General features: G+C 62.2%; 9 protein-coding genes. 4 read left to right on the top strand and 5 right to left on the bottom strand.

What is annotated here, in order from left to right; translation table 11 throughout:
• The 5 genes from hisC to mtnA form a co-directional block, all read right to left on the bottom strand.
• Positions 1-1,113, bottom strand: coding sequence for a histidinol-phosphate transaminase (gene hisC, locus J3P85_RS08200; protein ID WP_186704719.1), 1,113 nt, complete (start codon positions 1,111-1,113; stop codon positions 1-3).
• A gap of 13 nt (positions 1,114-1,126) precedes the next feature.
• Complete coding sequence (gene pheA, locus J3P85_RS08195; RefSeq protein ID WP_003199233.1) at positions 1,127-2,221, bottom strand: prephenate dehydratase; 1,095 nt, start codon at positions 2,219-2,221, stop codon at positions 1,127-1,129.
• Positions 2,221-3,306: a 3-phosphoserine/phosphohydroxythreonine transaminase gene (serC, locus tag J3P85_RS08190; protein ID WP_434705431.1), complete on the bottom strand. Its 1,086-nt coding sequence runs from the start codon at positions 3,304-3,306 to the stop codon at positions 2,221-2,223. Before serC ends, pheA begins: the two co-directional genes overlap by 1 nt.
• A 282-nt stretch (positions 3,307-3,588) precedes the next feature.
• Positions 3,589-6,252 (bottom strand): DNA gyrase subunit A, encoded by a 2,664-nt coding sequence (gene gyrA / locus J3P85_RS08185; protein WP_434705430.1) that lies wholly within the window; start codon positions 6,250-6,252, stop codon positions 3,589-3,591.
• Between the two features lie 429 nt (positions 6,253-6,681).
• The gene (gene mtnA, locus J3P85_RS08180; RefSeq protein ID WP_434705429.1) at positions 6,682-7,758 is read right to left on the bottom strand and encodes an S-methyl-5-thioribose-1-phosphate isomerase; all 1,077 of its coding nucleotides are present in this window, start codon (positions 7,756-7,758) and stop codon (positions 6,682-6,684) included.
• A 106-nt stretch (positions 7,759-7,864) separates the two neighbouring features.
• Between mtnA and J3P85_RS08175 the strand changes: the two genes are divergently transcribed.
• The 4 genes from J3P85_RS08175 to J3P85_RS08160 all read left to right on the top strand — a co-directional run bounded on the left by J3P85_RS08175 (position 7,865) and on the right by J3P85_RS08160 (position 11,602).
• Positions 7,865-9,196 carry a TRZ/ATZ family hydrolase gene (locus J3P85_RS08175; protein ID WP_434705428.1) on the top strand — a complete coding sequence of 444 codons (1,332 nt, stop codon included), beginning with the start codon at positions 7,865-7,867 and terminating at the stop codon, positions 9,194-9,196.
• A gap of 61 nt (positions 9,197-9,257) precedes the next feature.
• Positions 9,258-9,956 carry a bifunctional 2-polyprenyl-6-hydroxyphenol methylase/3-demethylubiquinol 3-O-methyltransferase UbiG gene (ubiG, locus tag J3P85_RS08170; RefSeq protein ID WP_063322361.1) on the top strand — a complete coding sequence of 233 codons (699 nt, stop codon included), beginning with the start codon at positions 9,258-9,260 and terminating at the stop codon, positions 9,954-9,956.
• Between the two features lie 4 nt (positions 9,957-9,960).
• On the top strand, positions 9,961-10,632 hold the full coding sequence (mupP, locus tag J3P85_RS08165; RefSeq protein WP_434705427.1) for an N-acetylmuramic acid 6-phosphate phosphatase MupP: 672 nt from the start codon (positions 9,961-9,963) through the stop codon (positions 10,630-10,632).
• A 229-nt stretch (positions 10,633-10,861) separates the two neighbouring features.
• Positions 10,862-11,602 carry a YciK family oxidoreductase gene (locus tag J3P85_RS08160; RefSeq protein ID WP_434705426.1) on the top strand — a complete coding sequence of 247 codons (741 nt, stop codon included), beginning with the start codon at positions 10,862-10,864 and terminating at the stop codon, positions 11,600-11,602.
• Positions 11,603-11,917: the final 315 nt, after the last annotated feature.

Below are 11,917 nucleotides of genomic sequence, written 5' to 3'. Positions count from 1 at the left end.
TCAACCACGAACCAGGACCTTGCTCAACGCCTCGAGGAAACGGCTGTTTTCCGCCGGCAGGCCAATGGTGATGCGCAGATGGTTCGGCATGCCGTAATTGGCCACCGGACGCACGATCACACCTTCGCGCAACAGCCCCTGGTACACCGGCGCGGCGACGCGCCCCAGGTCGACACAGATGAAGTTGCCTTTCGAGGGAATCCAGCCCAAGCCCAGTTCACGCAAGCCTGCTTCCAACTGCTCCATGCCGGCCGCGTTGAGGCGACGGCTTTCAGCCAGGTAGGCTTCATCCTGCAACGCGGCACAGGCGGCGGCCAGGGCGAAGCTGTTGACGTTGAACGGCTGGCGCACGCGGTTCAGCACATCGGCCACCACCGCAGTGGACAGGCCGTAGCCGACCCGCAGCGAGGCCAAGCCGTAGGCTTTGGAGAACGTACGCGATACCAGCAGGTTCGGGTAGGCCGCGAGGAAATCCAGGCCATCGGGCAAATCGCTGCCTTCGGCGTATTCGATGTAGGCCTCGTCCAGCACCACCAGCACATGCGCGGGCACGTCCTGGAGGAAATCATCCAGGGCCTGGGCATCGAACCAGGTGCCGGTCGGGTTGTTCGGGTTAGCGATGAAGACCACGCGGGTATTGGCGTCGATGGCCGCCAACATGGCCGGCAGGTCGTGCCCCCACTCCTTGGCGGGAACCACATGGGCATCAGCGCCGACGGCCTGGGTCGCGATCGGGTAGACCGCGAACGCGTGCTCGCTGAATACAGCGTTGAGACCTGGCGCCAGATACGCCCGCGCCACCAATTCAAGAATGTCGTTGGAGCCGTTGCCCAGGGTCACCTGGTTCAGCTCGACACCGCAACGCTCGGCCAGCAGGCTTTTCAACGCAAAGCCATTGCCATCGGGGTAACGGGTCAGCTCGGCCAGTTCGTCGCGGATTGCCGCCAGCGCCTTGGGGCTCGCGCCCAGCGGGTTTTCGTTGCTCGCCAACTTGACGATGCTGGCCGGATCCAGGTCCAGCTCGCGGGCCAGTTCGTCCACGGGTTTGCCCGGAACGTAAGGCGAGAGTTGTTGCACGCCTGGCTGAGCCAGAGCGAGGAAGTTGCCACTCATTTGCTATCCGCCCTTAAAGAACTGCCTTGGGGTAGGAACCCAGCACCTTGAGTGCCACTGCTTCCTGACTGATTTTTTCCAGCACACCTTTTACCAGCGGATCGCGGTGATGGCCGACAAAATCGATGAAGAACACGTAGGTCCATTTACCGCTACGCGACGGACGGGTCTCGATCCGCGTCAGGTCGATACCGTTGTCGTGGAACGGCACCAGCAACTCATGGAGCGCGCCCGGCTTGTTGCTCATGGAGACGATGATCGATGTCTTGTCGTCGCCGGTCGGCGGCACTTCCTGGCTACCGATCATCAGGAACCGCGTGGAGTTGTCCGGGCGATCCTCGATTTTCTCGGCCAGGCGAGTCAGCCCGTAGAGACCGGCCGCCATGTCGCCGGCAATCGCCGCCGAGTTCCACTCGCCCTTGACCCGCTTGGCCGCCTCGGCGTTGCTCGAGACCGCCACACGCTCGACGTTCGGGTAATGAGCGTCCAGCCACTTGCGGCACTGGGCCAACGACTGGGCGTGGGAATAGATCCGACTGATGCTATCGGTCTTGGTGTTCTCCCCCACCAGCAGGTGATGGTGAATGCGCAGCTCGACTTCGCCGCAGATCACCATGTCGTGCTCGAGGAAGCTGTCCAGCGTGTGGTTGACCGCGCCTTCGGTGGAATTCTCCACCGGCACCACGCCAAAATTCACCGCGCCGGCGGCGACTTCACGGAACACTTCATCGATGGCCGCCATCGGCTTGCTGATCACCGCGTGACCGAAGTGCTTCATGGCCGCAGCCTGGGTGAACGTGCCTTCCGGCCCCAGGTAGGCGACTTTCAGCGGCTGCTCGAGGGCCAGACACGAGGACATGATTTCGCGGAACAAGCGCGCCATCTCTTCGTTGCCCAGCGGCCCCTTGTTGCGCTCCATGACACGCTTGAGCACCTGGGCTTCACGCTCGGGGCGATAGAACACCGGCACTTCGCCTTCAGCCAGGGAGGCCATCTTCACCCGGGCGACTTCCTGGGCGCAGCGCGCGCGCTCGCTGATCAGCTCCAGGACTTTTTCGTCCAGGGCATCGATGCGCAGGCGCAGCGCCTTGAGTTCTTGCTCAGACATCAGCCATGTTCCTTCTCGAACTCTGCCATGTAGGCGATCAGCGCATTGACGGCGTTGATGTCGACGGCATTGTAGATGGAGGCGCGCATGCCACCGACCGAACGGTGGCCCTTGAGGTTCAGCAGGCCGCGTTCGTCGGCACCGGCCAGGAACGGCTTGTCGAGACGGTCGTCAGCCAGGCGGAACGGTACGTTCATCCATGAGCGATCGGTCTTGTTGATCGGGTTGCTGTAGAGACCGCTGGCGTCGATGAAGTCATACAGCGTGCGCTGCTTCACTTCGTTGAGCTTGCCGATGGCTTCGACACCGCCCTGCTCCTTCAGCCATTCGAACACCAGGCCGGACAGGTACCAGGCCAGGGTCGGCGGGGTGTTGTACATCGAGCCGTTGTCGGCCGCGACCTTGTAGTTGAGCACGGTCGGGCACAGGGAACGGGCGCGCCCCAGCAGGTCTTCGCGAATGATGGCGACCAGGATGCCGCTTGGGCCGATGTTCTTCTGGGCACCGGCATAGATCATGCCGAAACGGGAGATATCCACAGGGCGCGAGAGAATGTCCGAAGACATGTCGGCCACCAATGGCACGTCGCCAGTTTCCGGGATCCAGTTGAATTCCAGGCCACCAATGGTTTCGTTCGGCGCATAGTGAACATAGGCCGCGTCCTTGGACAGCTTCCACTCGTTCTGGCCGGGAATGGCGAAATAATCGTAGGGCTTGGCGGTGGCCGCCACGTTGACGTGACCGTAGCGCGACGCTTCTTCGATGGCTTTCTGCGACCAGATGCCGGTGTCGATATAGTCGGCGCTGCCGTTTTCCGGCAACAGGTTCAACGGGATCTGGGCGAACTGCTGGCTGGCGCCGCCCTGCAGGAACAGCACTTTGTAGTTGGACGGGATGTTCAGCAGATCACGCAGGTCCTGCTCGGCCTTGGTGGCAATGGACACGAACTCATCGCTGCGATGGCTCATTTCCATGACCGACAGGCCCTTGCCGTGCCAGTCGAGGAGTTCACCCTGGGCACGTTTCAGGACCGCTTCAGGAAGCGCCGCCGGGCCGGCACAGAAGTTATAGGCTCTCTTGCTCACATCCAATCTCGCTCTGATCTGGTGGTCACTTAAATCTTTTGATCTACACACAACTCCACTGTGGGAGCGAGCTTGCTCGCGATAGCGGCACAACAGTCAACATTGATGTTGAATGCCGGTCCGTCATCGCGAGCAAGCTCGCTCCCACAGGGGGCCGTTCACTCAAGGTATGAAACCTCAGGGGAGCAGCATTCCCCCGGCAGGGGATGGTGCAGTGTCGCAAATTTTCAAACAGAACAAACAACAAGGGGGCGAATCTTCATCCGCCCCCTGCGTGTCCGCTTAGTCCTGCGGTTCTTCTTCGTCTGCGGCAGCGTCGAGCGGTTGGTCGCCGACAGCGTCGTCGACATCGGCGCCGAGGGTGCCGTCGAGCGCCACGCCGTCTTCGCCTTCCAGCTCCTCGCCTTCGACTTCCGACGGCTCCTGGACCCGCTCGAGCCCGACCAGCGTTTCGTCGCTGGCCAGCTTGATCAGCGTCACGCCCTGGGTGTTACGACCCAGGCTCGAGACTTCGTCGACCCGCGTACGCACCAGCGTGCCCTGGTCGGAAATCAACATGATCTCCTCGCCGTCGAGCACCTGCACGGCGCCGACCAGGCGACCGTTACGCTCGTTGCTGACCATGGCGATCACGCCCTGGCCGCCACGCTTGTACTCGGGGAACTCGCTGATGGCCGTGCGCTTGCCATAACCACGGGCCGAAGCGGTGAGGATCTGGCTGCCTTCTTCAGGGATCAGCATGGAAATCAGCTTCTGCCCTTCCGGCAGGCGCATACCACGGACACCGCGGGCGGTACGGCCCATGGCGCGAACGTCGGATTCCTTGAAGCGGGTAACCTTGCCGCCGTCGGAGAACAGCATGACCTCACGCTCGCCGTCGGTGATGGCGGCGGAAATCAGCACGTCGCCTTCATCCAGTTCCAGGGCGATCAGGCCGACGCTGCGCTGGCGGCTGAAGGATTCCAGCGGGGTCTTCTTCACGGTGCCGTTGGCGGTGGCCATGAAGATGTAGTGACCTTCGGTGTATTCCTCAACCGGCAGCATGGTGGTGATGTATTCACCCTCATCCAGCGGCAACAGGTTGACCAGCGGACGGCCGCGGGCGGCACGGGATGCTTCCGGGATCTCGTAGGTCTTGAGCCAGTACACCTTGCCTTTGCTGGAGAACAGCAGCAGCGTGGTGTGGCTGTTGGCGACCAACAGGTGAGCGATGTAGTCCTCGTCCTTGACGCCGGTCGCCGACTTGCCTTTGCCGCCGCGACGCTGGGCCTGGTAGGCGGCCAGCGGCTGGGTCTTGGCGTAGCCGCCGTGGGAAATGGTCACCACGCGGTCTTCTTCCGGGATCATGTCACCCAGGGTCAGGTCCAGGCGCGCATCGAGGATCTCGGTGCGGCGCACGTCGCCGTATTCGGCGCGGATCACTTCCAGTTCTTCGCGGATCACTTCCATCAGGCGCGTGGCGCTGTTGAGGATGCGGATCAGCTCGCCGATCTGGTTGAGGATCTCCTGGTACTCGGCCAGCAGCTTCTCGTGCTCCAGGCCGGTCAGGCGGTGCAGGCGCAGTTCCAGGATGGCTTGCGCCTGTTCCGGGGACAGGAAGTACTTGCCTTCGCGCAGGCCATATTGCGGATCGAGGTTTTCCGGACGGCAGGAATCGGCACCGGCGCGCTCGACCATGGCCACCACCGCGGAGGATTCCCAAGGCGTGCTGACCAACGCTTCCTTGGCTTCCGACGGCGTTGGCGAAGCCTTGATCAAGGCGATCACCGGGTCGATGTTCGACAGGGCAACGGCTTGGCCTTCGAGAATGTGGCCACGCTCGCGCGCCTTGCGCAGCTCGAATACGGTACGGCGGGTAACCACTTCGCGGCGGTGACGGACGAAGGCTTCCAGCAGGTCCTTGAGGTTCAGGATCCGCGGACGGCCGTCGATCAGCGCAACGATGTTGATGCCGAACACGCTTTGCAGCTGGGTCTGGGCGTAGAGGTTGTTGAGGATGACCTCAGGCACTTCGCCACGGCGCAGCTCGATCACGACGCGCATGCCGTCCTTGTCGGACTCGTCACGCAGCTCGGTGATGCCTTCGAGCTTCTTCTCTTTCACCAGCTCGGCGATCTTCTCGATCAGACGGGCCTTGTTCAGCTGGTATGGCAGTTCGGTGATGACAATCTGCTGGCGACCACCGACTTTGTCGATGTCCTCGACCGTCGAGCGGGCGCGCATGTAAATGCGGCCACGGCCGGTGCGGTAGGCTTCGATGATGCCGGCGCGACCGTTGATGATCGCGGCGGTCGGGAAGTCCGGACCAGGGATGTATTGCATCAGCTCATCGACGGTCAGCTCGGGATTGTCGATGAGGGCCAGGCAACCGTCGATGACTTCACCGAGGTTGTGCGGCGGGATGTTGGTCGCCATGCCCACGGCGATACCGCTGGAGCCGTTGACGAGCAGGTTCGGGATACGGGTCGGCATGACCGCCGGGATCATTTCGGTGCCGTCGTAGTTCGGCACCCAGTCCACGGTTTCCTTGTGCAGGTCGGCCAGCAGCTCGTGGGCCAGCTTGGTCATGCGCACTTCGGTGTATCGCATGGCCGCGGCGTTGTCGCCGTCCACGGAACCGAAGTTGCCCTGGCCGTCTACCAGCAGGTAGCGCAGGGAGAATGGCTGCGCCATACGAACGATGGTGTCGTACACGGCAGTGTCGCCGTGGGGGTGATACTTACCGATCACGTCGCCGACGACACGGGCGGATTTCTTGTACGGCTTGTTGAAGTCGTTGCCCAGCTCGCTCATCGCGAACAGCACGCGCCGGTGCACGGGCTTCAAGCCATCGCGCGCATCCGGCAGCGCCCGCCCGACGATTACGCTCATCGCGTAGTCGAGGTAGGACTGTTTCAGCTCGTCTTCGATATTGACCGGGAGGATTTCTTTGGCCAGTTCGCCCATGAGAAGCCTGATTCCTTTTTCTGGTGAAACCTCGTCACATCCAGATGGGACGAACGAAGCTCGCCGCTGCAGAACAAGTGCCGTGCAGCGACTTACGACAAATCAACGAGTTATGCCATGGATCTGCGCAGTAAAGACCACCTCGCGAGGCAGCCTTGGAAACCGCCGGATGTTATCACAAGAGCCGCCACGCACCTATCCCCCAGATGCGCATGGTGCGTAGTTAGTTGACCGGTGACAGGCTGATATGGGATCAGAGGGGCTTAGAAGCGCAACGAATGAAGATTTATGGCTGGATTCCGACTCATTTGTTGACTTTTCGGACCTCATCGCGAGCAAGCTCGCTCCCACAGGAGTTTTGTGAACACCGAAAATCCAGTGTGGGAGCGAGCTTGCTCGCGATGGCGGCCGATCAAACCCTGAAGATCTTCAGTGCAACCGCTTGCGGCACATCAATTGCGCCAGCTTCGCGGTGTCCGGACGCTCGATGATGCCCTTCTCGGTCACGATCACATCGATCAAATCCGCCGGCGTGACATCGAATACCGGGTTGAAGGCGTCGATATCCGCGCCGAGCCCCTTGCCACCGACTTCCAGCAGTTCGCGCCTGTCGCGCTCTTCCATCGGAATGTCGTCACCGCTGGCCAGGCTCATATCGACGGTCGAACTCGGCGCCACCACCATGAAGCGCACGCCATGGTGCATGGCACAGACGGCCAGCTGATAAGTGCCGATCTTGTTCGCCACGTCGCCATTGGCGGCGATGCACTCGGCACCGACGATCACCCAAGTCACCCCTTTGGTCTTCATGATGTGGGCAGCGGCGGAGTCGGCGTTGAGGGTCACCGGAATACCCTCACGAGCCAATTCCCACGCCGTCAGGCGCGAGCCTTGCAGCCACGGCCGGGTTTCGTCGGCATAGACGCGCTCCACCATGCCTTCGATATAGGCACCCCGGATGACCCCCAAGGCCGTGCCGAAACCGCCGGTGGCCAGGGCGCCGGTGTTGCAGTGGGTGAGGATGGCCTGGGCGTTGCCCTGGTGCTTGCGGATCAGGTCGACACCCAGTTGGGCCATGGTCAGGTTGGCTTCGCGATCACTCTCGTGGATGGCGATGGCCTCGGCCTCGAGCACCGCCAGCGGCTCGGCATGCCCTTTCAAGCGCCCCAGCCGGTCACGCATCCGATCCAGCGCCCAGAACAGGTTCGCCGCCGTCGGCCGGGCCTCGGCCAGCAAGGCAAAATCGGCCTCCAGCGCCGCCTGCCAATCGCCGCCCTCGGCCATCCTGGCCCGCGCCGCCAGCACAACGCCATACGCCGCGCTGATGCCGATGACCGGCGCGCCGCGCACGACCATCGAGCCAATGGCCTCGGCCACGTCGGCGACACGGGTGCAGGCGATCCAGTTCTCCTCGAACGGCAGGCTACGCTGGTCCAGCAGGTACAGGACGCCATCACGCCAATCGATGGCCTTCACCTTCTCCGCAGCCAATAGTCGATCGCGCATCCTTCACCCCGTACTCATGAACAAAAGCCGCCGATTATAGCGATCCCTCCGCGAAGACGCTCGGGTATACTTCGCCATCCTTTATACCCCATGGAACCGTTCCACGATGCCCAAGCCTGCCGTTGCGCTCGACTTATTATTGCTGCCGACCTGGTTGGTGCCTGTCGAACCCGCCGGTGTAGTGCTCAAGGATCATGGCCTGGGCATCCGCGACGGCTGCATCGTGTTCATCGGCCCACGGGCAGAAGCCCTGAAGTGTGACGCCACCGAAGTCCGTGAGCTACCCGGCATGCTGCTCAGCCCCGGCCTGGTCAACGCCCACGGCCACGCGGCCATGACCTTGTTCCGTGGCTTGGCCGACGACCTGCCCTTGATGACCTGGCTGGAACAGCACATCTGGCCGGCCGAGGCCAAATGGGTCGATGAAGATTTCGTGCGCAATGGTACCGACCTGGCGATCGCCGAGCAGATCAAGGGCGGCATCACCTGTTTCTCCGATATGTATTTCTACCCCAAGATCGCCAGCCAGTGCGTCCACGACAGCGGGATCCGCGCGCAAATCGCCATTCCGATCCTCGACTTCCCGATTCCCGGTGCCGCCAGCGCCGACGACGCCATTCGTCAGGGCATCGAATTGTTTGGCGACCTCAAGCACCACCCGCGGATCAAAGTCGCATTCGGCCCGCACGCGCCCTACACGGTGGGCGACGAGAACCTGGAGAAAATCCGCGTGATTGCCGAGGAACTGGACGCGGCCATTCATATGCACGTTCACGAAACCGCCTTCGAAGTGCAGCAGGCTGTGGATAACACCGGTGAGCGACCGATGGCTCGCCTCGGGCGCCTGGGCCTGCTGGGGCCACGCTTCCAAGCCGTGCACATGACTCAAATCAGCGACGAAGACCAGGCCTTGCTGGTAGAAAGCAATTGCAGCGTGATCCACTGCCCGGAGTCGAACCTGAAGCTGGCCAGCGGTTTCTGTCCGGTGGAACGCCTGTGGCAGGCCGGCGTCAATGTCGCCCTTGGCACCGATGGCGCGGCGAGCAACAACGACCTTGACCTGCTCGGCGAAACCCGCACCGCCGCGCTGCTGGCAAAGGCCGTCGCCGGTTCGGCCACGGCCCTGGATGCCCATCGGGCCCTGCGCATGGCCACGCTCAATGGCGCCCGGGCGCTGGGCATCGAAACAACCGTCGGCTCCCTGGAAATCGGCAAGGCCGCCGACCTGGTGGCGTTCGATTTGTCGGGCCTGGCCCAGCAACCGATCTACGACCCGGTGTCGCAGTTGATCTATGCCACCGGTCGCGATTGCGTCAAACACCTGTGGGTAGGCGGCAAGCCGTTATTGGAGGATGGCCGGCTGACCCGGATGGACGAACCGACACTGATCGCCACGGCCCAGGCCTGGGGTCGCCGCATCCGCGGCCACAACGAATGACCACGCCCCTTGAGCCACGGCTCGGGGCACCTGATTTTTCAAGCTTTTCGAGGATCTGCACATGAGCAACGTCGACCACGCCGAAATCGCCAAATTCGAAGCCCTGGCCCATCGCTGGTGGGACCGTGAAAGCGAATTCAAACCGCTGCACGACATCAACCCGCTGCGGGTCAACTGGATTGACGAACGGGTCAACCTGGCCGGCAAGAAAGTCCTCGACGTCGGTTGCGGCGGCGGCATCCTCAGCGAAGCCATGGCCCAGCGCGGTGCAACGGTGATGGGTATCGACATGGGCGAAGCCCCGCTGGCGGTGGCGCAACTGCACCAGTTGGAATCCGGCGTCAGCGTGGAATACCGGCAGATCACCGCCGAAGCCCTGGCCGAAGAAATGCCCGGCCAGTTCGACGTGGTCACCTGCCTGGAGATGCTCGAGCACGTGCCAGACCCGTCCTCGGTCATCCGCGCCTGCTTCCGCATGGTCAAGCCGGGTGGCCAAGTGTTCTTCTCCACCATCAACCGCAACCCGAAGGCCTACCTGTTCGCCATCATCGGTGCCGAATACATCATGAAGCTGTTGCCACGGGGCACCCACGACTTCAAGAAATTCATCCGCCCTTCCGAACTGGGCGCCTGGAGCCGCGCGGCCGGGCTGACGGTCAAGGACATCATCGGCCTGACCTACAACCCGCTGACCAAGCACTACAAGCTGGCCGCCGATGTTGACGTCAACTACATGATCCAGACCCTGCGCGAGGAATAAGTCGATGCGTCTCAAAGCGGTTCTCTTCGACATGGACGGCACGCTGCTCGACACCGCGCCAGACTTCATCGCCATCTGCCAGGCCATGCGCGCCGACCGTGGCTTGCCACCGATGAACACCCAGCACATACGCGACGAGATTTCCGGCGGCGCCCGGGCGATGGTCGCGGTGACCTTTTCCATGGACCCGGAATCACCGGGGTTCGAGGAACTGCGCCAGGAATTCCTCGACCGCTACCTCAAGGGGTGCGCGGTCCACAGCCACCTGTTCGACGGCATGGCCGAGGTGCTGGCCGATATCGAGGCGGCCAACCTGATCTGGGGCGTGGTCACCAACAAGCCGGTGCGTTTCGCCGAACCGATCATGCAGCAACTGGGCCTGGCCGAGCGCTCGAAAGTGTTGATCTGCCCTGACCATGTGAAAAACAGCAAGCCGGACCCGGAACCGCTGACCCTGGCGTGCAAGCTGCTCGACCTGGACCCGGCCAGCGTGCTGTTCGTGGGCGACGACCTGCGGGACATCGAGTCCGGCCGCAGCGCCGGCACCAAGACCTGCGCGGTGACCTACGGCTACATTCACCCGGACGACAACCCCAAGCATTGGGGCGCGGATGTGGTGATCGACCATCCATTGGCCCTGCGTGAAGTGCTGGATAACGCGCTGTGCAGTTGCTGAGCTGATTGTGGTGATGTCGCTTTGGTGATGTCGCTTTTGTGGCGAGGGAGCTTGCTCCCGTCCGGCGGCGAAGCCGTCGCCTGGGGACCGCTTCGCGCTCCAGCGGGAGCAAGCTCCCTCGCCACAAAAGCTCACTAAATTCATTAAGCTCAGTTAGCTCAGTTAGCTCACTGGCCATGATTGCTCTGCACAAACGGTAACGTGCCGCTTTATTTTGTTGAGGTTCTTTATGTTTGATTATTCCGCCCGCCCCGACCTGCTCAATGGCCGGGTGATCCTGGTCACCGGCGCCGGTCGCGGGATCGGTGCCGCTGCTGCGAAAGCCTACGCCGCCCACGGTGCCACCGTCCTGCTGCTGGGCAAGACCGAAGCCAACCTGACCCAGGTCTACGATGAAATCGAAGCGGCCGGTCATCCGCAGCCGGCGGTAATCCCGTTCAACCTCGAAACCGCCCTGCCTCATCAATACGATGAACTGGCGGCGATGATCGAAACCGAGTTCGGTCACTTGGACGGCCTACTGCACAACGCCTCGATCATAGGTCCACGTATGCCACTGGAACAGTTGTCCGGTGAGAACTTCATGCGGGTGATGCACGTCAACGTCAACGCAATGTTCATGCTCACCAGCACCCTGCTGCCCTTGCTCAAATTGTCCAAGGACGCGTCGGTGGTGTTCACGTCCAGCAGCGTCGGCCGCAAGGGCCGGGCCTACTGGGGCGCCTATGGTGTGTCCAAGTTCGCCACCGAGGGGCTGATGCAGACCCTGGCCGACGAAGTCGATACCGTCGCCCCGGTGCGCGCCAACAGCATCAACCCCGGTGCCACCCGCACCAGCATGCGTGCCCAGGCCTATCCGGGAGAAAACCCGCTCAACAATCCGACGCCCGAAGAAATCATGCCGGTCTACCTGTACCTCATGGGCCCGGACAGCACCGGCGTCAACGGCCAGGCGTTCAACGCGCAATAACGACCCGGGCCGGCGGCGCGACGATTTACCGTCGCGACACCGGCCCTGATCCATGCCAAACCAGGCGAACCGCCAAGCCCACGTCGCCGACGCTTATCGCGAGCTGTTTTCAATCCATTGATTCCTAATCGGTTTTTACTGAAATGAACCGAATGGCACGACTTTCGCTCTAACCTCTTCAAACATGCCATGTTCGGCAGGTAATGGACGTTGAGACGAGACTTATGCCTGCCATGGAAAGCGGACTAAACTCAAATCAGTTGTCCTACGGGACTGATGGACCAGTACGACGCGCAGCCCGAAGCCGTCACCCCA

Origin of the sequence: Pseudomonas sp. Z1-12 (assembly GCF_051132015.1) — a bacterium.
Classification (GTDB): domain Bacteria; phylum Pseudomonadota; class Gammaproteobacteria; order Pseudomonadales; family Pseudomonadaceae; genus Aquipseudomonas; species Aquipseudomonas zanjanensis.
This window is presented reverse-complemented; position numbering and strand designations above follow the sequence as displayed.

Coding starts and splice junctions, on each gene's coding strand:
- hisC (WP_186704719.1), bottom strand. CDS start 1,113: ATGAGTGGCAACTTCCTCGCTCTGGCTCAGCCAGGCGTGCAACAACTC.
- pheA (WP_003199233.1), bottom strand. CDS start 2,221: ATGTCTGAGCAAGAACTCAAGGCGCTGCGCCTGCGCATCGATGCCCTG.
- gyrA (WP_434705430.1), bottom strand. CDS start 6,252: ATGGGCGAACTGGCCAAAGAAATCCTCCCGGTCAATATCGAAGACGAG.
- mtnA (WP_434705429.1), bottom strand. CDS start 7,758: ATGCGCGATCGACTATTGGCTGCGGAGAAGGTGAAGGCCATCGATTGG.
- J3P85_RS08175 (WP_434705428.1), top strand. CDS start 7,865: ATGCCCAAGCCTGCCGTTGCGCTCGACTTATTATTGCTGCCGACCTGG.
- ubiG (WP_063322361.1), top strand. CDS start 9,258: ATGAGCAACGTCGACCACGCCGAAATCGCCAAATTCGAAGCCCTGGCC.
- mupP (WP_434705427.1), top strand. CDS start 9,961: ATGCGTCTCAAAGCGGTTCTCTTCGACATGGACGGCACGCTGCTCGAC.
- J3P85_RS08160 (WP_434705426.1), top strand. CDS start 10,862: ATGTTTGATTATTCCGCCCGCCCCGACCTGCTCAATGGCCGGGTGATC.